This window comes from Oerskovia sp. USHLN155 (assembly GCF_037145535.1).
In the GTDB taxonomy this organism is placed as follows: Bacteria; Actinomycetota; Actinomycetes; order Actinomycetales; family Cellulomonadaceae; genus Oerskovia; species Oerskovia rustica.
Genome location: NZ_JBBCXG010000001.1, coordinates 41,207 through 64,142 on the forward strand (window position 1 = coordinate 41,207; position 22,936 = coordinate 64,142).

At 72.2% G+C, this 22,936-nt stretch carries 15 protein-coding genes; 7 read left to right on the forward strand and 8 right to left on the reverse strand.

What is annotated here, in order from left to right:
• Window positions 1-83: 83 nt before the first annotated feature.
• On the forward strand, window positions 84-6,251 hold the full coding sequence (gene pulA, locus WFH32_RS00165; protein WP_442946288.1) for a pullulanase-type alpha-1,6-glucosidase: 6,168 nt from the start codon (window positions 84-86) through the stop codon (window positions 6,249-6,251).
• An 84-nt stretch (window positions 6,252-6,335) separates the two neighbouring features.
• On the opposite strand, the gene WFH32_RS00170 is transcribed toward pulA, so the two are convergent.
• A complete protein-coding gene (locus WFH32_RS00170) occupies window positions 6,336-7,361 on the reverse strand; it encodes an aldo/keto reductase (protein WP_336705872.1) in 1,026 nt (341 codons plus the stop codon).
• Between the two features lie 38 nt (window positions 7,362-7,399).
• Here WFH32_RS00170 and pdxR point away from each other — a divergent pair, with 38 nt between their 5' ends.
• A complete protein-coding gene (gene pdxR / locus WFH32_RS00175; RefSeq protein ID WP_336705873.1) occupies window positions 7,400-9,049 on the forward strand; it encodes a MocR-like pyridoxine biosynthesis transcription factor PdxR in 1,650 nt (549 codons plus the stop codon).
• Between the two features lie 135 nt (window positions 9,050-9,184).
• Here pdxR and purU read toward each other — a convergent pair whose 3' ends face one another.
• A complete protein-coding gene (purU, locus tag WFH32_RS00180) occupies window positions 9,185-10,084 on the reverse strand; it encodes a formyltetrahydrofolate deformylase (RefSeq protein ID WP_336705874.1) in 900 nt (299 codons plus the stop codon).
• Window positions 10,085-10,426: 342 nt separating this feature from the next.
• Here purU and WFH32_RS00185 point away from each other — a divergent pair, with 342 nt between their 5' ends.
• From WFH32_RS00185 to WFH32_RS00200, 4 genes are all read left to right on the forward strand, one after another.
• On the forward strand, window positions 10,427-11,725 hold the full coding sequence (locus WFH32_RS00185) for an extracellular solute-binding protein (protein WP_191795754.1): 1,299 nt from the start codon (window positions 10,427-10,429) through the stop codon (window positions 11,723-11,725).
• Entirely contained in the window at window positions 11,725-12,696 is a 972-nt protein-coding gene (locus WFH32_RS00190) for a carbohydrate ABC transporter permease (RefSeq protein ID WP_336705875.1), read from the forward strand. The genes WFH32_RS00185 and WFH32_RS00190 overlap by 1 nt, the downstream gene beginning before the upstream one ends.
• Window positions 12,693-13,682, forward strand: coding sequence for a carbohydrate ABC transporter permease (locus WFH32_RS00195; protein WP_318244037.1), 990 nt, complete (start codon window positions 12,693-12,695; stop codon window positions 13,680-13,682). Before WFH32_RS00190 ends, WFH32_RS00195 begins: the two co-directional genes overlap by 4 nt.
• A 68-nt stretch (window positions 13,683-13,750) precedes the next feature.
• The gene (locus WFH32_RS00200; protein WP_191795752.1) at window positions 13,751-14,263 is read left to right on the forward strand and encodes a GNAT family N-acetyltransferase; all 513 of its coding nucleotides are present in this window, start codon (window positions 13,751-13,753) and stop codon (window positions 14,261-14,263) included.
• Window positions 14,264-14,321: 58 nt separating this feature from the next.
• Here WFH32_RS00200 and WFH32_RS00205 read toward each other — a convergent pair whose 3' ends face one another.
• The 6 genes from WFH32_RS00205 to WFH32_RS00230 all read right to left on the reverse strand — a co-directional run bounded on the left by WFH32_RS00205 (window position 14,322) and on the right by WFH32_RS00230 (window position 21,408).
• Window positions 14,322-15,233 carry a glycoside hydrolase family 16 protein gene (locus tag WFH32_RS00205; RefSeq protein ID WP_336705876.1) on the reverse strand — a complete coding sequence of 304 codons (912 nt, stop codon included), beginning with the start codon at window positions 15,231-15,233 and terminating at the stop codon, window positions 14,322-14,324.
• Window position 15,234: 1 nt separating this feature from the next.
• Window positions 15,235-16,455, reverse strand: coding sequence for a glycoside hydrolase family 26 protein (locus WFH32_RS00210; RefSeq protein ID WP_336705877.1), 1,221 nt, complete (start codon window positions 16,453-16,455; stop codon window positions 15,235-15,237).
• On the reverse strand, window positions 16,455-16,823 hold the full coding sequence (locus tag WFH32_RS00215) for an STAS domain-containing protein (RefSeq protein ID WP_191795750.1): 369 nt from the start codon (window positions 16,821-16,823) through the stop codon (window positions 16,455-16,457). The genes WFH32_RS00210 and WFH32_RS00215 overlap by 1 nt, the downstream gene beginning before the upstream one ends.
• Window positions 16,787-18,850 carry a glycosyltransferase family 2 protein gene (locus WFH32_RS00220; protein WP_336705878.1) on the reverse strand — a complete coding sequence of 688 codons (2,064 nt, stop codon included), beginning with the start codon at window positions 18,848-18,850 and terminating at the stop codon, window positions 16,787-16,789. The genes WFH32_RS00215 and WFH32_RS00220 overlap by 37 nt, the downstream gene beginning before the upstream one ends.
• Before the next feature lie 451 nt (window positions 18,851-19,301).
• A complete protein-coding gene (locus tag WFH32_RS00225) occupies window positions 19,302-20,069 on the reverse strand; it encodes an ATP-binding cassette domain-containing protein (protein WP_138825348.1) in 768 nt (255 codons plus the stop codon).
• Window positions 20,070-20,154: 85 nt separating this feature from the next.
• Window positions 20,155-21,408 (reverse strand): ROK family transcriptional regulator, encoded by a 1,254-nt coding sequence (locus tag WFH32_RS00230; RefSeq protein WP_191795748.1) that lies wholly within the window; start codon window positions 21,406-21,408, stop codon window positions 20,155-20,157.
• Window positions 21,409-21,681: 273 nt separating this feature from the next.
• On the opposite strand from WFH32_RS00230, the gene chvE reads away from it, so the two are divergent.
• Window positions 21,682-22,809 (forward strand): multiple monosaccharide ABC transporter substrate-binding protein, encoded by a 1,128-nt coding sequence (gene chvE / locus WFH32_RS00235; RefSeq protein WP_225227924.1) that lies wholly within the window; start codon window positions 21,682-21,684, stop codon window positions 22,807-22,809.
• The last annotated feature ends 127 nt before the right edge of the window (window positions 22,810-22,936 follow it).

Below are 22,936 nucleotides of genomic sequence, written 5' to 3' on the forward strand. Positions count from 1 at the left end.
TCGGGAGACCACGCGGAGCGCAGAGGCTCGGTCACCCGGCGGTGCGTTCGCACGTCCGACTCCCCGGCGACAAGGGAGTCCTCATGCCATCACCTGCCCCCAGGCGGTCCTCCAGACCGCGCCGCACCACAGCCTCCGTCGCGGCGATATCGGTCGCGCTGACCGGGATGACAGGCCTCACGGCCGTCGCCAACGCGGCGACCGGGCCCGTGGCGACCGCGGCCGGTGCGGCCCGCACCTTCGCGCTCGTCGGGAGCCTCCAGGACGAGACCGGCTGCGCGGCCGACTGGGACCCGGCCTGCGCCGCGACCGAGCTCGCGCCGACCGGCACCGACGGCGTCTACGCGGCCGACTTCACCGTGCCCGCGGGCACCTACGAGTACAAGGTCGCCGTGAACGACTCGTGGGACGAGGCGTACGGCCTGAACGGTGGCGCGGACAACATCCCGCTCGTCGTCGGCGGCCCCACGACCCTGCGCTTCACGTTCGACGACGTCGCCAAGCGCGTCTCGCTCGCGCCCGTCGGGCTCGGGGGAGCGTACGACGAGGCGACCGACGCGCCGATCGTGACCCCGCCCGTGCGCCAGCCGGGCTCGGACGAGCAGTTCTACTTCGTCATGACGGACCGCTTCGCCGACGGTGACCCGACCAACAACGAGGCCGGCATCGAGGGCGGCGCGCTGCGCTCGGGCTACGACCCCACGAACAAGGGCTTCTACCAGGGTGGCGACATCCAGGGCCTGCGCGACCAGCTCGACTACATCGAGGGGCTCGGGACCACCGCGATCTGGCTGACGCCGTCGTTCAAGAACAACCCGGTCCAGGGCGAGGGTGAGAACGCCTCGGCGGGATACCACGGCTACTGGGTCACGGACTTCACGCAGATCGACCCGCACCTGGGGACCAACGCCGAGCTCGAGGCGCTCATCGACGAGGCGCACGCCAAGGGCATCAAGGTCTACTTCGACATCATCACCAACCACACGGCCGACATCATCGACAACGAGCAGAAGCAGTACTCGTACGTCGACCAGGCGACCGCGCCGTACAAGGACGCCGCGGGCAACGCGTTCGACCCGGCCGACCACGCGGGCAAGGCCACGTTCCCCGCGATGGACGCCGCGACGTCGTTCCCCTACACGCCCGTGGTCGCCGACGACGCGAAGGACGCGAAGGTCCCCGCGTGGCTCAACGACACGACGCTCTACCACAACCGCGGCAACTCGACGTGGTCCGGTGAGTCCGTGACCTACGGCGACTTCGACGGCCTGGACGACCTCATGACCGAGAACCCGCGCGTCGTCGACGGGTTCGTCGACGTCTACCAGGGCTGGGTCGACCTCGGCATCGACGGCTTCCGCATCGACACGGTCAAGCACGTCAACTTCGAGTTCTGGGAGACCTGGACCACCGAGGTCCTCGACTACGCCCACTCGAAGGGCAAGGACGACTTCTTCATGTTCGGCGAGATCTACGACGCCGACGCCGCCAAGCTCTCGCCCTACGTCCGCAGGACGGACATGAGCTCGGTGCTGGACTTCGCGTTCCAGTCCTCGGCCGCGAGCTTCGCGAGCGGCAACAGCGCCAAGGGACTGTCCCAGCTCTTCGCGAGCGACGACATGTACACGACGCCCGACACCTCCGCCTCGGCGCTTCCCACGTTCCTCGGCAACCACGACATGGGCCGCATCGGCTACCTGCTCCAGACCACGGGCGACGCGCAGCGCCGCGACGAGCTCGCGCACGACCTCATGTACCTCACGCGCGGCCAGCCGGTCGTCTACTACGGCGACGAGCAGGGCTTCGCGGGGGTCGGCGACGGCAAGGACAAGAACGCACGGCAGTCGCTGTTCGCGACCCAGGTCGGCGAGTACGCCGACCAGCAGCTCGTCACGGGCGAGACCGCGGGCAGCCAGGACCGCTACGACACCACGTCGCCGCTCTACACCCACATCGCCGGGCTGTCCGCGCTGCGCGCCGACAACCCGGCCCTCGCGACCGGCGCCCAGATCGAGCGCTACACCGACTCGGGCGCGGGCGTCTACGCGTTCTCGCGCGTGGACCGCACCGAGAAGATCGAGCACCTCGTGGGGCTCAACAACTCGGCCGCGGCCAAGACGGTCAGCTTCACGACCCTCACGCCGGGCGCGACCTACGCACCGCTCTACGGCGGTGACCCCGTCACGGCCGGTGCCGACGGCACGGTCTCGCTCACGGTCCCGGCACTGGGCTCGGTCGTCCTGAAGGCCGACCGCACGGTCGGCGTCGAGGCCTCGGGTGACGTGTCGGTCACGGTCCCGGCCGCAGGGGCGGGCCTCACGGGGGTAGCCCCGGTCGCCGCCGACGTCGACGACGCCGCGTGGTCCGAGACCAGCTTCGCGTGGCGCGTCGTCGGGTCGGACGAGTGGCAGGGTCTCGGCACGGCCGAGGACACCTCGCCGCGCGTCTTCCACGACGTGAGCGACCTGGCGAAAGGCACGCTCGTCGAGTACCGCGCCGTGACGGTCGACGCCGACGGCGACCGCGCGGCAGCCTCGACGTTCGCCAGCGTGGGGAACTCGGTCAGCGGCGACGAGGACGTCGAGCCCCCGACGGACATCGACCTGGTCACCGTCCCCGGCAGCCACAACTCCGAGATGGGGTGCGCGGGCGACTGGGCTCCCGGCTGCGAGGCCGCGAAGCTCACGAAGCGCGCCGACGGCGTCTACGCGGGCACGTTCGACGTCCCGGCCGGGACGTACGAGTACAAGGTCGCGATCAACGGCTCGTGGGACCTCAACTACGGCGTGGGCGGCGCGAAGGACGGCTCCAACGCGACCTACACGACCACTGGCGGCCCCGTGACCTTCTACTGGGACCCGGTCTCGCACGACTTCTCGAGCACCGCTCAGGGACCGATCATCACGGTCGCGGGCTCGTTCCAGGACCAGCTCGGATGCTCGGCCGCGTGGTCCCCGGACTGCCTGGGATCGTGGCTGCGCGACCCGGACGGTGACGGCGTCTACACGTTCACGACGTCGGCGCTCGCCACGGGCGCGTACGAGGGCAAGGTCACGCACGGCATGAGCTGGGCCGAGAACTACGGCGTCGGTGGCGTCAAGGACGGCCAGAACTACTCGTTCAGCGCGTCCGAGGGCAAGGCCGTGACGTTCTCCTACGTCCTGGCGACGCACGTCCTGACGGTCGAGGTCGCGGACCCGCCGCTGCCCGGCACGGGCCAGCAGGCGGCGCACTGGGTGAGCAAGGACCTGGTCGCGTGGCCGCGCGAGCTCCTCGCCGGGGCGGACCCGGCGACGCTGGGCTGGACGCTCCACTCGGCTCCGACGGGCGGCCTGAGCGTCGCCAACGGTGCGGTCGTCGCTCCGGAGGGGGCGTCGTCGTACTCCCTGGTCCTGGACCCGGCCGGCCTGCCCGACGACGTCGCAGCCGACTTCCCGGCCCTCGCCGACGCGCTGGCCCTGCGGGTCACGGGCGCCGACGGTGCGCCGATCTCCGTCGACGCGGCGACCGCCGCCCTGACGGGTCAGCTCCTCGTCGCCCAACGGACCGGTACCTCGGCCGACGCACCGCTCACCGCGGCGACCGGGGTACAGCTCCCCGGCGTCCTGGACGACCTGTTCGCGCAGGACGCCGCCGACCGCACCCTCGGTGCGAGCATCTACACCAACGGCAAGTGGGCCTCGTTCGCGCTGTGGGCCCCCACGGCCACCAAGGTCACGCTCCTCGCGTGGCCCGGCACGGGCGACGCCGCGGACCTGAAGAACGAGGACGCCCGGCGGTTCCCTGCCGAGCGCCAGGCCGACGGGACGTGGACGGTCGACGGGAAGGACGCCGACAAGAAGTTCGGCTGGGTCGGTGCCCGGTACCTCTACGAGGTCGAGGTCTTCGTCCCGTCCACGGGCACGGTCGAGACGAACGTCGTGACCGACCCGTACTCGCTCGGGCTCACGCTCAACTCGACGCACTCGGTCGTGGTGGACCTCGACGCGCAGACCACGCAGCCGAAGGTGTGGAAGGAGACCAAGGCTCCCGTCGTGGAGCGGGCCGTCGACCAGACGATCTACGAGCTGCACGTGCGGGACTTCTCGATCGCCGACGCCACGGTGCCGGCCGACAAGCGCGGCACGTACCTCGCGTTCGGGGAGAAGGCCTCGGCCGGCATGAAGCACCTCGCGGAGCTCGCCGACGCGGGCCTGACGACGGTGCACCTGCTGCCGACGTTCGACATCGCGACCATTGAAGAGGACCGGTCCGCGCAGTCGGTGACCGGCGACCTGAGCGGCTTCGCGCCCGACGGCACCGAGCAGCAGGCGGCCGTGGCCGCGATCCAGGGCACGGACGGCTTCAACTGGGGCTACGACCCGCTGCACTTCTCGACGCCCGAGGGGTCCTACGCCGTCGACGCCGAGGGGGCCGCGCGCGTCGCGGAGTTCCGCACCATGGTCGGGTCGCTGCACCAGACCGGGCTCCAGGTCGTGCTCGACCAGGTGTTCAACCACACCGCGGCCAGCGGCCAGGACCCCAAGAGCGTGCTGGACAAGGTCGTGCCCGGCTACTACCACCGCCAGAACACGACGACCGGCGCGGTCGAGACCAGCACGTGCTGCCAGAACCTCGCGACCGAGCACGCCATGACGGGCAAGCTCATGGTCGACTCGGTCGTCACGTGGGCCCGCGACTACAAGGTCGACGGCTTCCGCTTCGACCTCATGGGTCACCACTCGAAGCAGAACATGCTCGACGTCCGGGCCGCGCTCGACGAGCTCACGCTGAAGAAGGACGGCGTGGACGGCAAGGCCGTGTACCTGTACGGCGAGGGCTGGAGCTTCGGCGAGGTCGCGGACAACGCGCTGTTCGAGCAGGCCACGCAGGGTCAGCTCGGCGGCACGGGCATCGGCACGTTCTCCGACCGCCTGCGCGACGCGGTCCACGGCGGGTCTCCCGTCGACGGGGCGTCGACGTTCACGCAGGGCTTCGGCACGGGCCTCGCGACCGACCCGAACGGGCAGCCCGCCCGGGCGGGGGAGCCGGAGAGCGTGAACGACGGGTCGCCCGACGAGCTCGCAGCGCTGGGCCACGAGACGGACCTGGTCCGTCTGGGCCTCGCGGGCAACCTGCGCAGCTTCACGTTCACGACGTCGACGGGCGAGACCCGGCGGGGAGACGAGATCGACTACCGGGGCGCGCCCGCGGGCTACGCGGACTCGCCCGAGGAGGTCATCAGCTACGTCGACGCGCACGACAACGAGACGCTGTTCGACCTGTTGACCCTCAAGCTGCCGGCGGACACGTCGATGGCCGACCGGGTACGCATGAACAACGTCTCGCTCGCCACGACGGCCCTGTCGCAGACACCGTCGCTGTGGCACGCGGGCACCGACCTGCTGCGTTCCAAGTCGCTCGACCGCAACAGCTACGACTCGGGCGACTGGTTCAACGCGATCGACTGGACCGGGACCGACAACGGCTTCGGCAGGGGCCTGCCGCTCGAGGCCGACAACGGCGAGAAGTGGCCGCTCATGGCGCCGCTGCTCGCGAACCCGGCGCTCAAGCCGGTCGCGCAGGACATCGAGACGGCGGCCGACGACGCGGCCGACCTGCTGCGGCTGCGGTCCTCGACGGACCTGTTCCGCCTGGGCAGCGCGGACCTGATCAACCAGAAGGTCACGTTCCCCGACGCGGGGACCGGCCAGGCGCCCGGCGTGATCGTCATGAGCATCGACGACACGGTCGGGGCGGACGTGGACAAGGAGCTCGATGGCGCGCTCGTCGTCTTCAACGCCTCGCCCGAGCCGGTCACGCAGACGGTCGCGGGCCTGGTGGGCCGCCAGTACGCGCTCTCGCCGGTCCAGGCCGACGGTCGCGACGACATCGTCAGGACGACCACGTGGGACGCCGCGACCGGTACCGTCACGGTCCCGGCACGCACGGTCGCGGTGCTCGTCGAGCCCCGCGCCGCGAAGGTCGAGCTCACCGCCACGGCTCGCACCCAGTGCGCCGCGGGCCGGGCGACCGTCACGGTCGTCGCCGTCAACGCCGGAGCGGTCCCCGCGACGGTACGGGTCGAGACGCCGTTCGGCGCGAAGACCTTCACGGGCGTCCTGCCGGGCAAGTCCGCCCAGCAGACGTTCGCGACCCGCCAGACGCAGGTCCCCGCCGCGACGGCCACGGTCACGGGCACAGCGACGATCGGCGGCAAGGAGGTCCGGACGGCGTACGACGCGACCTACGCGGCCCGCGACTGCGGGTAGCACCCGTGGACGACTGAGAGCGGAGCCCGCGCGAGACGTGCCCGACACGTCTCGCACGGGCTCCGCACTCGGCGCGTGCGGGGACTAGGCCGCGTCGAGCCGCGCCCGCACCTCCGGGTCGAGGTCCAGGTCCGCCGCCCCGAGCAGCTCGTCGAGCTGCGCGACGCTGCTCGGCCCGATCACCGGGATCACCGGCACGGGCCCGCCGAGCAGCCACGCGAGCGCGACCTGGTTCGGCGTCGCGCCGACCTGCCGCGCGACGTCGTGCAGCACGCGGCGTCGTTCGAGCGACGTCGGGTGCCCGTAGCCGTCCCACAGCTCCTTGTCGTCACGCACCATGGCACCCTGCAGCAGCGGGGAGTAGGCCGTGACGGCGAGCTGTGGCCGATCGTCGGTGCCCGTCGAGCGCGCGTAGTCGAGCAGCTCGGGCGACGCCCAGTTGTGCCGGTCGGGGTCGGGAGTCGGGTAGAGGTAGCTGAGCTGCTCCTGGACCAGCCCGTAGGGTGCGACCCCCTGCCGCAGCGCCTCCTCGCGCGCCTCGACCACGCGCCACAGCGCGACGTTGGAGAGTCCCGAGATCCCGACGGCACCCTCGGCCTGGAGCTTGCCGAACGCCCCGACGGTCTCTGCGAGGGGCGTGTCGAGGTCGTCGACGTGCCCGTAGAGGACGTCGAGCCGGTCGACGCCCAGGTGCCGCAGGCTCTCGTACGCCTCCCACGCGACGGTCTCCGCGCCCAGACCCTGGAAGTTGGTCGGGGGAGTGTTGGACAGGGGCAGGGCGGGGTCCTTCTTGGCCGCTCCGAGCTTGGTCGCGATGCGCACGTGCCCGCGCGCGCCGCGGCTCGTGAGCCAGCGGTTGATCAGGTCCTCGCTGTCGCGGCCGTGGCCGCCCGCCCAATAGCTGTAGTTGTTGGCCGTGTCGAGGAACGTGCCTCCGGCCTCGACGTAGCGGTCGAGGATCGCGAACGACGTCTCCTCGTCCGTCAGCGTGCCCATGTTCATGGTGCCGAGGCACAACGTGCTGACGTCGAACGACGTCCGGCCGTCGCCGAGGGTGCGGTAGCGCATGGTGGTCTCCTGCGAAGAGTGCTGCTGGTTGACGGTCTCCACGCTAGGAGTCGAGCGGCCTGGGTGTACGGTCCATTGGCATGGCACCAGACCAGACCAATTTGTCGCGTGGGCGTGCGGCGAGCCCTCGTCCGCCACGTGCGTCCGGTCCGCCCCGCCCGGGCCCGACGGCGGCGCTCGCCTGGGAGACGGTCCTCGACCTGGGCGCGGGGCCCGGGCCGCTCCACAGGCGGCTCGAGGACGCGGTGCGCGAGGCCGTCCACCTCGGACGCGTCCCGCCCGGTGCCGCCCTGCCCCCGAGCCGCGTGCTCGCCGACACCCTGGGCGTCTCGCGCTGGGTCGTGACCGAGGCCTACGGGCAGCTCGTCGCCGAGGGGTTCCTCGAGTCCCGGACAGGGTCGGGGACCCGGGTGCCGCTCACGGCCCGGACCGACCCACGGGCCGACCCACGGGCCGACCCGCGGGCCGACCCGCGGAATGACACCGCCGTGCGGGGGGAGGCCGAGCCCTACCCCCTCGCAGGCGGCCCCGGCAGCCCGCGCGACCGGACCGATGCCGGGGCGACCCGCGCCGGGACCCGCGCGACGCCGTCGGGCACGGGAGGACCGCCCGCCCCACGGGCGCGCTACGACCTGGGGCCCGGTGTGCCCGACCTGCGGCACGTACCGCGGGCCGCCTGGGCCCGCGCGCTGCGAGAGGCCCTCGCCGAGGCGCCCGACGCGGACCTCGCGGCCCCCGACCCCACCGGCCATCCCGCGACGCGGGCGGCGCTCGCGGACTACCTCGCCCGCGCCCGGCACGTGCGTGCGGGCGGGGGCGACGTCGTCGTGACGCACGGCGCCGACGATGCCATGCGGCGCGTCGCGGCGGCGCTCCACCGGGCCGGGCACCGGTCCCTGCTCGTCGAGGACCCGAGCTGGTCGCGCCTGCGCGAGACCGCCGCCGCCGCGGGGCTCACGCCCGTGCCGGTCCCGGTCGACGGCGACGGGATCGACGTCGAGGCGCTCCTCGCCGCGGCGGGCCGGACCGGTGCGCGCGCCGTGCTCGTGACCCCCGCCCACCAGTTCCCCACGGGCGCGGCCCTCTCACCCGTGCGGCGCGAGGCGCTCGTGCGCTGGGCGCGCGACGTCGACGGGCTGGTCGTCGAGGACGACTACGACGCCGAGTTCCGCTACGACCGTCGGCCCGTGGCCGCGATGCAGGGGCTCGCGCCCGACCGCGTGGTCCTGCTGGGGTCGCTGAGCAAGACGCTGTCGCCGGCGTTCGGGCTCGGGTGGGCGGTGCTGCCGCCGGGATGGCGGGACATCGTGGTCGACCGGGGCGGTGCCGGACCGTCGACGCTCGACCAGCTCGCGCTCGCGCGGTTCGTGACGTCGGGGGCGTACGAGCGGCACCTGCGCGCGGCACGGGGACGGTTCCGACGGCGGCGCGAGGCGCTCGTCGAGGCGCTCGGGAAGGCGCTGCCCGGGACGGTCGTCACGGGGATCGCCGCGGGCATGCACGCCGTCGTCGAGCTGCCGGGCGGCGTCGAGGCCACGGACGTGGTGCGCGACGCGGCGCTGCGCGAGGTCAACGTCGCGGCGATCGAGCGGTACCGGGCGACGGCCGCCGGGCGCGACGGCGGCAGGGACCGGCTCGTCGTCGGGTACGGCAACCTCGCGGACGCGCGTGTCGAGGAGGCCGTGGTGCGGCTCGCGGCGGCGGTGCAGGTGGCGGGGCGGCCCCGCTAGGGCGGGCGGCGCGGGGGCGAGCGGGTCGCGGGCCCGGCCGCGCGCGCCGACTGCGTCGAGCGTGCAGCTCGGGTCGTCTGACGCCGCCCCGGACAGCCCGAGCTGCACACTCGGCGTACCGCGGCGGCGCGCCGGTCAGCGGAAGACGATCGTCCGGTGCCCGTCGAGGAGCACGCGGTGCTCGGCGTGCCAGCGCACGGCCCGCGCGAGCGTGCGGCGCTCGACGTCCTCACCCAGCGCGACCAGGTCCTCGACGGCGCGCGAGTGGTCGACGCGCTCGACGTCCTGCTCGATGATCGGCCCCTCGTCGAGGTCGCCCGTGACGTAGTGCGACGTGGCGCCGATGAGCTTGACGCCGCGGTCGTGCGCCTGCGCGTAGGGGCGGGCGCCCTTGAAGCTGGGCAGGAACGAGTGGTGGATGTTGATGACCTGGCCCGACAGGTCGCGGCACAGGTCGTCCGACAGGATCTGCATGTAGCGCGCGAGGACGACGAGCTCGACGTCGAGCTCGGCCACGAGCTCGCGCAGGCGGTCCTCGGCGGCTGCCTTGGTGTCGCGAGTGACAGGAACGTGGTGGAACGGCTTGCCGTAGAACGCGGCGATGTCCTCGAGGTCGCGGTGGTTGCCCACGACGCCCACGACCTCGATCGGCATGCCCTGCGAGCGCTCGCGGTAGAGCAGGTCGACGAGGCAGTGCGCGGCCTTGGAGACCATGACGAGCGTGCGCACGCGGCGCCCGACCACGTCGAGGTTCCACGTCATGTCGAACGCCTCGATCACGGGGGCCAGGGCGCTCTCGAGCTCGTCGCGCGACGCGGTTGACTCGACCTGGACGCGCATGAAGAACAGCCCGGACAGCGGGTCGCCGAACTGCTGCGACTCGGTGATGTTGCCGCCGTGCTCGGCGAGCGTCCCCGTGACGGCGTGCACGATCCCCGGACCGTCCGGGCAGGACAGCGTGAGGACCCAGTGGGTCGGCGTGGACGCGTGGGGCGCGCCGGAGGCGGGAACGTTCGGGAGAGAGGTGCTGGACACGGTCCCAGGGTAGCCGCGCCGCTGCGCGACCAGCGGCTCCGTCCGGGCCGTGCCCGGCCGAGTCCCGGTCGGTGCCCCGCTTTCACCCGGGTCCCGGATCTGGCCCCGTGCGCCCGGCCCACGCAGCGGCACGACCTGGCCAGGCCGCGCCCGCCACGGACGAAAGCCGCGCATCACCTGTTTCCGGTCAGAGCCGTCGGTCAATTGGCAACAAAGTTGCCTTCCATTGTGCAGTGCGCAACGGAGGGTGCCACGACGTGGACCGCGCCGCGAACGGGTGCATAACCTCCCGGAACCGGCGTCACCGACGACGCCGGCCCCCGAGTCGATGACGGAGTCGATATGAAGAAGTCCCGCCTGGCGGCGTTCGGCGTCGCCGCCGTGCTGGCCCTGACGGCCTGCGCCCCCACCCAGTCCACGATCACCGAGGCCGAGAACGACGAGAGCACGGGGACGCTGCGCGTCTGGCTCTTCGCCGAGGTCAACCAGGACCCCAAGGCCGCGGTGGTCGACGAGGCGGTGGCCGAGTTCGAGGCCGAGCACGACGGTGTCGAGGTCGACGTCCAGTACATCCCCGTCGACACCCGTGCCGAGCGCTTCAACGCCGCGTTCAACGACCCGGCCTCGGCCCCCGACGTCGCCGAGTTCGGCAACACCGACATCGCGGCCTACGTCGCCGCGGGCGGTCTCGCGGACGTGACCAAGGAGGTCGCGGCCTGGGACGAGTCGGGCGACCTGACCCCCTCGATCGCCGCCACGACCGAGATCGACGGTGCGACCTACGGGGTCCCGTGGTTCATCGGGGTCCGCGCGCTCTACTACCGCACGGACGTCTTCTCCGAGCTGGGCCTCTCCGTCCCCACGACGCTCGCCGAGATCGAGACCGCGGCGCGCGCGATCCGGGCCGCCAAGCCCGAGATGGTCGGTATCGCGGCGGGCGGCGCGTACCAGTACGCGGCCATGCCGTTCCTGTGGGCGGGCGGGGGAGAGCTCGCGACCCAGGGCCCCGACGGTGCGTACACCTCGGCGCTCACCACGCCCGAGTCCCGCGCGGGCGTCACGGCGTACACGAACCTCCTTGCCGACGACATCTGCCCCTCGGCCCTGTGCGCCGAGTGGACCGGCAGCGCGAGCGTCCAGCAGTTCGTCGCGGGCACGGCGGGCATGGTCGTGGGCGGCGACTTCAACCGCAAGGCCGTCGACGAGTCGGCCGTGGGCGCCACGTACGCGATCGTCCCGCTCCCGGGCGAGAAGGCCGGCGAGATCGCCCCGGCGTTCGCGGGCGGCAACAACCTCGGCGTCTTCAAGAGCACCGAGCGCAAGTCCCTCGCGGTCGACTTCATGACGCTCCTGGGCGGGAAGAAGTACCAGGAGAAGATGTTCGACGCGATGGGCAACCTGCCCACGTTCACCGACGTCCAGGAGAAGGTCGCGGCGGCGACGCCCGCGATCGAGCCCTTCACCGAGACCCTCGCGGCGGGCACCGAGTTCGTCCCCTCGACCCCGGCGTGGACCCAGATCGACGCCCAGGGCGACATCAAGACCATGCTCCAGACCGTCGCGACGAAGCAGGCCACGGTCGAGCAGGCCACCGAGACCGCGGCCGCCGCGATGGACAAGGCGTTCTCCGAGGCCCCCTGATGACCTCGCTCACCACCGCACCGGGGGCGGGCAGCACGTCCGCCCGCCCCCCGCGCCCCGCGCGTCGCTCCCGGACCGGGACCTCCCGGCTCGAACCGTGGGTCTACCTGCTGCCCGCCGCCGCGATCCTCGTCGGCCTGCTCGGGTACCCGCTCTACCAGCTCGTCGTCACGTCGTTCTACGACTACCGCCAGGCCAACGTCACGGGCGGGGCACCCCTCGAGTTCCTGGGTCTCGGCAACTACGCCCAGCTCTTCGGGGACGCGAAGTTCTGGACGGTCCTGCTCAACACGACCGTCTTCGCGGTCGGCTGCGTCGTCGCGACCCTCGCGCTCGGCTCGGCGCTCGCGGTCCTCGCGACCCGGGTCAGCCGGTGGGTGCGCTCGGTCCTGTTCCTCGCGGCGCTCGGCGCGTGGGCCACGCCCGCGATGACGGGCTCCGCGGTCTGGCTCTTCCTGTTCGACCCGACGCTCGGGCTCGTCAACAAGACGCTCGTCAACGTCGGCCTGTCGGGCTTCGCGGGGCACTCGTGGACGGCCGAGAAGTGGCCGGCGTTCGCGCTCGTGGGCGCCGAGGTCGTGTGGTGCTCGTTCCCGTTCGTGCTGGTCACGGTCTACGCGGGCATCCTCGCGATCCCGAGCGAGCTGCTCGAGGCCGCTCGCCTCGACGGGGCGTCGATGCCGCGCATCGCGCGCTCGATCATGGTCCCGATGCTGCGCCCGATCATCATCATCGTGACGATCCAGTCGATCATCTGGGACTTCAAGGTGTTCACGCAGATCTACGTCATGACGAACGGCGGCGGGATCGGCGGGCAGAACCTCGTCCTCAACGTGTACTCCTACCAGCAGGCGTTCGCGTCCAACCTGTACGGGCTCGGGTCGGCGATCGGCGTCGTCATGACGCTCCTGCTGCTCGGGGTCACGCTCGTCTACCTGCGCCTGCTGCGCCGATCAGGGGAGGTCCTGTGAGCACCAGCATCACCGCCGGCATGCCCGACGCCGGAGCGTCCGTCGGGCGTGGCACCTCACCGTCCGCCGTGCGGGGCACGGGCTCCCCGGACGCCGAGGTGACCACCGCGCGGGGCGGGACGGGCGCGGCGGGTGCGCGGCGCCGTCGGGCATGGAAGAACCCCGGCTCGAACGCCGTGGCGTTGCTGGTCGCGCTCGTCGTCGCGTTCCCGCTGTACTGGATGGTCCTGTCGGCCCTGCGGCCCCAGGCCGCGATCGACGCGGGCGACGCGACGCTGTTCACGACGGACCTCACGCTCGACTCGTTCGTGCGGGTCCTGACGGTCAACGACTTCGGGCGGTTCTTCCTCAACTCGCTCGTCGTCGCCCTGGCGGTGGTGGTCCTCTCGACGATCTGCGCGTTCCTCGCGTCGGTCGCGCTCACGCGCTACCGGTTCCGCAGTCGTACGACGCTGCTCGTGATCGTGCTGATCGCGCAGATGGTGCCCATCGAGGCCCTGACGATCCCGTTGTTCTTCCTGTTCCGGAACATGGGGGCGAGCGTCCCCGCGATCGGTCTCAACCAGCTCGGCTCGCTCGTGCTGGTGCACCTCGCGTTCTCGATCCCGTTCGCGATCTGGATGCTGCGCGGCTTCGTCGCGGCCGTCCCGGTCGAGCTCGAGGAGGCCGCGCGGATCGACGGGGCCAAGAGCTTCCGGTTCGTGCGCTCGATCCTGTTCCCGCTCGTGTTCCCGGGCGTGGTCGCGGTCAGCGTGTTCTCGTTCATCTCGACGTGGAACGACTTCCTGTTCGCCAAGACGTTCATCATCTCGGCGCAGGAGAACCAGACGCTGCCCCTCGCGATCCTCACGTTCTTCAAGGACGACCAGAACGACTGGGGCGCGATCATGGCGGGCTCGGTCATCATGACGGTGCCCGTGCTGATCTTCTTCGTGCTCGTGCAGCGTCACCTGGTGTCCGGGCTGGCGGGGGCGGTGAAGGGCTAGGTGAGACGGTCACCATTCCACCCGCGGACGCGCACCGCGGGGCGGTCCGTTTCTGACACGATGGGACCATGACCGACACGCCGATGACCATGGACCTCGTCACGGACGAGCACGCGGGGGAGCTCCTCACGCTCCGCCGGGCAGCGTTCGTCACCGAGGCGCAGCTCTACGGGGACCCGAACATCCCGCCGCTCACGCAGACGCTCGCCGAGCTCAAGGCGGACCTCGCGACCAAGGGCGTCATCACGCTCGGCGCGTGGCAGGGTCCGCGCCTGGTGGGGTCCGTGCGCGTGGAGATCGAGGGCGGCAAGGCCACGCTCGGCCGGCTCGCGGTGGCCCCGGACCTCCAGGGCCGCGGCATCGGCACGCAGATGCTGTTCGCGGTCCTGCCGCACCTGCCCGAGGAGACCACGGAGATCTGGGTCTTCACGGGCAAGGACTCCAAGCAGAACCTGGAGCTGTACACGCGCCACGGCTACGAGGAGCAGTACGACAAGGCTGCGGGCGACCTCACGTACACGTACCTGCGCCGCATCCTGGGCGAGGCCGAGGCGCGCAACGCGAGCGACGCCCAGGGCTGAGCCCGTCCGCCCGCGAGCGAGGCGCGTCTCCCGTGCGGGGGGCGCGCCTCGCTCGCGTCTACGGCTCGCCCCACGCGTAGGCCCGGACGTGGTCGACGAGCATGCGCGCGGGCAGCGGCGTGCTCTCGTCGGGCGGGCCGGGCCAGTCGCCGCCGACCGCGAGGTTGAGGAGCAGGAAGAACGGGTCGTCGAAGACCCACGGGTCACCGCCTGTGTCGGCGGGCGTCCTGCGCGAGTACTCGACGCCGTCGACGTACCAGGTGATCGCGTCCGGGGCCCAGTCGACCGTGAAGGTGTGGAAGTCGTCGGCGACCTCCTCCCCGCCGGGGAGCGTGTACGACGCGTGGATCGCGTCCGCCCCCGAGTACCCGGGTCCGTGCAGGCTGCCCCACACCGTGCCGGGCTCCTGGCCGACGTTCTCCATGACGTCGAGCTCGCCGCTCGCAGGCCACGGCTCGGTGGTGAAGATGTCCTGGCCCAGCATCCAGAACGCGGGCCAGGTGCCCTGGCCGCCGGGGACCTTGATGCGTGCCTCGAAGCGCCCGTACTGCTGGGTGAAGCGGTCCGCGGTGATGAGCCGTGCGGAGGTGTACTCGCAGCGCCCGTAGTGGCACCACAGGTCGCCGGGGTTCTCCCGGCGGGCCGTGACGACGAGGTGGCCCTCGCCGTCGGTCGAGGCGTTGCTCGGGCTGTCCGTGTAGTACTGCAGCTCGCCGTTGCCCCACCCGCTGCCGCCCGTCTCGAGGCGCCAGCGCGAGGGGTCGGGCGGGGCGCCGGCGGCGCCGTCGAACTCGTCGGCCCAGGTCAGCGGCCCGGGCGGGGGCCCCATGCGGGGCGCCCCGGGCCCGGACGCAGGCGGCCCGACGGCGGCGGCCGCCAAGGTGGCGAGGCCCACCACGACGATCACGGCGGCGACGAGGGCGCCCGGGCGAGGTGTGCGCCGCGGGGCCCGGCGCAGGGTCGATCGCATGTCACTCCTCGCAGGTCGAGACGTCCTCGGCGTAGCGCAGCCACGACGGGAGGTCGGCGACGAACGCGTCGCGGACGTCGGCGGCGCCCGCGGCCCGCCAGTCGACCTCGTCGTCGATCTCGATCTCGTACTTGTCCCACTCGAACCAGTTGACCATCTTGAGCTGCGGGAACCGTTCGTGGGTCTCGGACGAGAACACCTGCCGCCACCAGGCCCGCTTGATGTCGAGCTCGGCGGCCCCGCCGCGCGACGGCGTGTAGATCGCGGCGGTCTCGGGGACGGCCACGGGATGGTCGTGCTCGACGCCGTACACCGTGTAGAAGTCCGGCACCGCGGCGTCGTCCCCGGCCGTGCCCACATACGTGCCCGTGAGCATCGCGAGGAACTTGCCGTCCTCGGGGACCTCGTTGTTGCCCCACGGGCGCTGGTTGCCCCAGTGGTAAAGCGAGACCCCGACCCAGTCCACGGCGTCGTCCCCCGGGAAGTAGGGCAGGTAGCTGTCGTCGGTCATGGTGAGCGTGCCGTCGCCGTCGGTGTCGAGCGCCGCGTAGTCGGCGGACCCCGGCAGCGCCGCGAACTGGCCGCCCGTGAACGGGTACCCGCCGCCGTAGTTGGGCGCCCACATCATGGCCGTGCCCGGCGCCTCGGCGTGGACCGCGGCCGCGACCCGACGGAACGTCTCGACGTACGCCGTCGGCTGCTGGCCCCACGCGTACCAGGACCCGTTCATCTCGTGCGCGAACCGCAGCACGACCGCGACCCCCTGCTCGTTGACGTCCCGCAGGTCGTCGGCGAGCGTCGCGACCACCTCGTCGGACATGGCCGCGAGGCCCGCGTGCGGTTCGAGCGTCAGGAGCAGCACGCCCCCGTTGGCCTTCATCTGGGTGACCGCGCTGACCGTGTGCTCCCACGTCTCGCGGTCGTAGGGGACGTCGGAGAACTGGACCGCGACCGCCGGGGCGTGGTCGAGGTAGGTCCGGTGCTCCTCGAGGGTCTCCGACGCCCAGTCGAGGTTGACGCCGAGCAGCGTGCCGTCGTCGGGCACGATGCTCGCCGCCTCCGCGGTGCACGCCGCGGCCACGGGAGCCTCCGGGGTGGCGGGCGGACCGGCCACGGCGAACCCCGCGCCCACCGCGCCGACCCCCAGCATCATGACCACGAGCGGCGTCACGAGGCCGGGCCGGCGGCGACGGCCGCCCGAACCCGGGAGGTAGAACGCCATCAGGAGGCCCGGGACGCGAGGAGACCCCGCGCCTCGTCGTGGCCGCCGTAGATGCGGGTGACGGCGTCGAGCCGCAGCGCCGTGAACGCGTGCTGCAGCGCGGCCGAGGCGCCGAAGATCCGCAGGTCCCCGCCGCGAGACCGGGCCACGCGCAGCAGGTCGAGCAGACCCGCGACGCCCGACGGCGAGACGCCGTCGACCCCCGAGACGTCGAGCAGGACGAGGACCGGACCGTCGGCCACGGCCGACGAGACGGGCTCACGGAGGGAAAGGACGGCGGCGGCGTCGAGCCGCCCGCCGGACGGGAGGTCGATGCTCGTGACGGGGTGGGTCAGGGTGAGGTCGGGTGCGGTGACGAAGGTGGCCATGGCGAGCTCCTGGGGACGTGGCGGACGGTGAGGTCGAGCGGGACTTCCGTCGGGTCGAACGTGGTCGGGAGTGCGTCGTCGCCGTCGAGCACGTCGCCCACGGCCTGGGCCGCGAGGAGTGCGACGGACAGGGGGACGGGGTCCACGACGGTGTCGCCGGGCCCCGTGTACCGCGCAGCGCGCAGCGCGGCGGACAGGAGGGCCAGGTCGACCGCGACCCAGCCCAGGGTCAGGAACGTGGCCGGCGCCGAGGCCTCGCCCGCGAGCATGCGGGCCACCCCGACCCCCGAGGCCACGAGCAGGACCACGGTCACGACGACCTGCGGCAGCACGTGCCGGTAGCCCGTGCCCGTCGCCTGCTTGGTCTTGGACGTGACCGAGAACGCGACGTGTCGGCCGAGGAACACCGCGGAGGCCCCCGAGAGCGTGGCCGCGATCCACGTGGGGAACAGCGCGAACGACATCTGCTGCCCGCGCCACAGCCCGCGGCTGCCCTTGCCGGAGACCTGGAAGAGGAGCTGGCAGGCGACGAAGAACGGCAGGAAGTGCAGGAAGAACAGCGCCGGGTCCGCGTGCAGCGGGAAGACGCCGAGCGTCAGGAAGAGCACGGGGGCCGCGAGGTAGACCAGGGCCGCGAACCCGCTCAGGTAGCTCGTCATGGTGCCCAGGTACATGAGCCGCTGGGCGAGCGAGAGCCCGCGGACCAGGAGCGGGTTGTCCCGGAAGAAGACCTGCATCGACCCCGTGGCCCAGCGCAGGCGCTGCGACAGCGCCGTGCCGACGTCCTCGGGCGCGAGCCCGTGCACCAGCACCTCGTGGTGGTAGACGCTCGTCCACCCCATCGCGTGCAGGTGCATCGCCGTGGCCATGTCCTCGGTGATCGTGGTCGTGTCGAGCGGGTTGATCGTCAGGGCCTGGTCCGTGCGGGCCACGTCGACCCGCTCGAGGACCCCGTCGAGCTCGGCGAGCAGCTCGCCCGCCACGTCCTCGGGCAGGGGCGGGGACTCCTGGGACACCAGGGCCCCTGGGGCCGCCTCGGCCGGTACGGCCCCGGGCGCCTGGACCAGTGCCGAGGTGAAGGCTGATCGCAGCTCCGAGGTGATCTCGGCGAGCACGTCGCCGCGCCGGAACTGCCCCTCGGCCCGGCGCACCGCGGCCAGCGCCTGCTCGGCCACGGGCATCGCCGCGGGCTCGCGCACCGCGAGCTGGCTCAGGAGGTCCTGGAGCCGCGACCGGCCCGCCCGGAGCGCGGCGCGCATCGCGCCGCGCGCGTCCCGCGAGAACCGGGTCAGCCCCAGCGCCATGAGCGCCTCGCGCCGCAGCACCGCGTTCGACCCGCAGAAGAATGCCGCGCCCCAGCCGTCCTTGCCCTGCTGGATCGGGCCGTAGAACAGCTCGGCCTGCGTGCCCAGCGGGTCGCTCGGCGGCACGTTCCAGAAGTGCTGCGGCGTCTGGACGAACGCGACCTCCTCGTCCTCGAAGTAGCCCAGCACCCGGTCCAGGAAGCGCGGTTCCGGGACCTGGTCGGCGTCGAGGATCGCGACGAGGTCGCCGCTCGTACGGAACAGCGCGTTGTTGACGTTGCCCGCCTTCGCGAACCGGGGCCGCCCCTCCCACTCGGGACCGCGCGTGACGTACCCGACGCCCACGCGGGACGCCGCGACCTCGAGCTCGGGCCGGTTGCCGTCGTCGAGGATCCACGTCGCGTGCGGGTACGTCATGTCGCGCGCCGCGATCGCGGTCCGCAGGACCAGGTCCACGGGCTCGTTGTACGTCGTGACGAACACGTCGACGCTCAGGCCCTCGGGGGCCGGGGGAGCCGGGGACCGGCGCCTCGCGTTCCACATGGTCAGCGAGTACAGGACGGTCTCGCCCAGGCTGTACGTCTCCGCCAGGACCAGGGGGACAGCGATCCACCAGGCGTCCCACGCCACGGTCCCCGTCCAGCGCCATCCGATGTACACGAGGCCGAAAGCCACCGCGACCACGGCCAGGAGCCGTACCGCGGCCAGTCTGCTGCTACCCATGCGTTCTCCTCCGTCGGACGACGAGAGACGGCAAGTCGGGACCGGGACGTCGAGCGGCGAGAAGGTCGGCGCGCGGCGGCTCGAGAGCGGCGGCGGCGATGACGTCGGGACGGGCAGCGACACCCCTGCGTGCCGGTCACGACGACGGGCGGTCCGGTCGAGCGGGACCCCCGGTGGTGTCGTGCCTCGAATGTAGAGCGGGTGAAGTTCGCAGCGGAAGCGGTGGGGGCGGCGGTCTGCGAGGTTCGTCCGGTCTGTGCTCACATCTCCACAGGCCGGCAACCCGGCCGTAACGCTGGGTGGGGCCGGTCCCTGTCCTGTTCATCGCGACGACACGTCGGGGCGCTCGCGGACCAGAGCCTTCCCTCGCGGGCGCGGCCTGCCGGGGCCGTGGGCGTGTCGGGGTGCCGGTGCGTCGGCGCGCCGCCGGCGCGGCAGGTCGCACCCTGCGTCAGGCCAGGCGGGCCGCCCGGCGTGGAGCGGCGACGGCGCCCGTGATCGCCGCGATGATCTCCTCGTAGCTCGTGCCGGGCCCGGAGAACGAGCCGTTGTTGCGGCCGTGGCGCAGGACCTCGATCCGGTCCGCGACGGCGCGCACGTCGGTCATGTTGTGGCTGATGAGGATGACCGCGTGCCCCAGGTCGCGCAGACGCTCGATGTGGGTCAGGACCTCGGCGGTCTGCGACACGGACAGCGAGGCCGTGGGCTCGTCGAGGACGACGATGCGCGGGTCGCCGAGGAGCGTGCGTGCGATCGCGACGCTCTGCCGCTGCCCGCCCGACAGGTCGGAGACGAGCGTGCGGACCGAGGGGATGCGGGACGTGAGGTCGCGCAGGATCCGGCGCGCGTTGTCCTCCATCGCGGCCTCGTCGAGCCGCGGGCCGTGGCGCAGCTCACGCCCGAGGTAGAGGTTGGACACGACGTCGAGGTTGTCGCACAGCGCGAGGTCCTGGAAGACCGTCGCGATCCCGAGCGCGTGCGCGGCCGCCGGGTTCGGGATGGTGACCGGGACGCCGTCGGACTCGATGATGCCCGCGTCCGGGACGAGGACGCCAGCGATGACCTTGGCGAGCGTCGACTTGCCCGCGGCGTTGTCGCCGACGAGCGCGACGACCTCGCCGCGGTGCACCTCGAGGTCGATGCCCTCGAGCGCGCGGACCGCGCCGAAGGACTTGTCGATGCCGTGCAACGACAGTGCGGGGAGGGCGGAGCTGCTCACGTTCTGTCACCTGTTCGTGCTCGGGCGCCCTGGAGCGCCGTCGTGCCCGCCACGTCGTCGTGGCGAGACGGTCGTGCGGTCGCGGTCATGGTCGGTCTCCCTGAGACGGGTGGCCGGAGTCTCCTGCGGCGACGAGGCCCACGGGGCCGGGTGCCCCCGGGGCGAGGCGCACGTCGCTCGTGACGTCGGTCGACTGGAGGGCGAGCGCGAGCGCGCCCATGACCTCCGCGCGGGCACCGAGCTCGCCCAGCACGACCTCGACCGGGGCGATCGTGTTGGGCACGAGGTGGCGGTGCACCGCGTCGCGCAGGGGCCCGGCGAGGATCTCACCGGTCTCGGCGAGCTCGCCCCCGATCACGATGACCTGCGGGTTCATGGCGCTCGCAAGTGTCGCGACCGCGATGCCGATGCGGTCGCCCGCGTCGGCCACGACGCGGCGGCACCCGGGGTCGCCCTCGAGCGCCCGGGAGATGACGTCGCGCAGGGTCAGGTCCCCGTGGCTCGTGCGCAGCAGGTCGAGCAGCGCGCCCGACCCCACGACGGTCTCGAGGCAGCCGCGGTTGCCGCAACGGCAGATGGGACCGGCGGGGTCCACCTGGACGTGGCCGATCTCGCCGGCCGTCCCCGCGTACCCGCGGTGGACGTGCCCGCCGACGACGACGCCCGCCCCGGTCCCGTACGAGACCCGCACGAACACCGAGTCGCGGTAGGCGCGGGCGGCCCCGAGCTCGGCCTCGGCGAGCGCGGCGAGGTTCGCGTCGTTGTCGACGACGACGGGGCGCGCGAGGCGCTTGGACATGACCTGGCCGACGTGCAGGTCGTCCCAGCCGCGCATGATGCCGCGCACCGAGATCATCCCGGTCGAGATGTCGACCGGGGCGGGCAGGGCCATGCCGACCGTCAGGAGCTCGTCGGTCGAGGCACCGATGCGCTCCAGGAGGTCCATGACGAGCAGGGCCGCGCGGTCCAGCCCCGTGTCGACGCGGTGGTCCACGGGCAGGGGCATCTGCTGCTCGGCGACGATCGTGCGGCCGAAGTCGCCGAGCGCGACCTTGAGGTGGCGGTGGCCGAACTGGATGCCCGCGACGAGGCCGAGCTGGCGCGCGAGCGTGACCTTGAGCGCGCGGCGTCCCGAGCGCGAGGTGGGTCGGGTGTCGACGACCCCTGCCTGGGTCAGCTCCTTGACGATCGTCGAGACCGTCGCCGTGGACAGCCCCGTGGCCTCGGCGAGCTCGACCTGGGTGAGGCCGCCGTAGCGCTTCACCGCATCCACGATGCGCGTTCGGTTCGCTTCTCGGAGTGAGGTCTGCGAGCCGGGTGTGGACCGGTCGTTGTTCACAGGCAGCAGCGTACACGCTGGTGAGGGCCGGAGAACCGAGGCGACACGGGGGTTTCCTGGCGGTGCGACGGTGGTACCGCTTCCACTCTGAGTTTGAGTCTCGAACACAATTAGGTCACGAACTGGTTACTGCGCTTGACGCTCTAACTCAAGCCTGACTAGTTTCGCTGCAGTGCCGACCGAGGCAACGCGGATCCCCCTCCGCGGCTCGGAGGCGACGCGGGCCTCACAGCCGAGGCTCGCCCCCTGGTTCGACGACGAAAGGGAATGACGATGACGTCAATGCGCAAGGCGGTCGCGGCTGCCGCTGGGATGACGCTCCTGTTCGGTGCCCTCACGGCATGCAGCTCCGAGCGTGCGGGCAGCGAGTCGGGCGGCGGCGAGACCGGCGGAGGCGACACGCCCCTGATCGGCATCGCGATGCCGACCCGCAGCCTCGAGCGCTGGAACAACGACGGCGCCCACCTCGAGGAGCTCCTCGGCGACGCCGGCTACGAGACCACGCTCCAGTACGCGGACAACAAGGTCGACCAGCAGATCACCCAGCTCCAGAACATGATCAACCAGGGTGCCGACGTGCTGGTCATCGCCTCGATCGACGGCACGGCGCTCGGCCCGGTCCTCGACGCGGCCGCCAAGGAGGAGATCCCGGTCATCGCGTACGACCGACTCATCAACGACTCGGAGCACGTCGACTACTACGCGACGTTCGACAACGAGAAGGTCGGTACGCTCCAGGGCGAGTTCATCGCCGAGCAGCTCGGCCTCGCGGGCGGCGCCGGACCGTTCAACCTCGAGCCCTTCGCCGGGTCGCCCGACGACAACAACGCCCGCTTCTTCTTCAAGGGTGCCTGGGACGTCCTGACCCCCTACGTCGAGTCGGGCCAGCTCGTCGTGCCCTCGGGCAAGGCGCCCGCCACGGTCGACGACTGGACCACGATCGGCATCCAGGGCTGGGAGTCCGCCAAGGCCCAGTCCGAGATGGAGAACCGCCTCAACTCGTTCTACACGGACAAGAAGGTGAACGTCGTCCTCTCGCCCAACGACTCGCTCGCGCTCGGCATCGAGCAGGCGCTCGAGGGCAGCGGCTACGCCGCCGGTGAGGGCTGGCCGCTCGTCACGGGCCAGGACGCCGACGAGGCCAACGTCAAGAACATGCTCGCGGGCAAGCAGGCCATGACGGTCTGGAAGGACACCCGCACGCTCGGCGACCAGGTGGCCAAGATGGTCCAGCAGATCGTCGACGGCGAGGAGGTCGAGGTCAACGACACCGAGACCTACGACAACGGCGTGAAGGTCGTGCCCTCGTTCCTCCTCGACCCGCAGGTCGTGACCGCCGACACCGTCCAGACGACGCTCGTCGACTCCGGCTTCTACACGGCCGACAAGCTCGGCCTCTGACCGGACGCACCGTGCCCGGCCCCGGGGCAGCAGTCCTGGGGCCGGGCACGGTCCGCGCAGCACGACGGGCGAGACGGTCGCCCGACCCGCGGCACCGCCGCGGCGACGGGCCACCACGGAACGGACG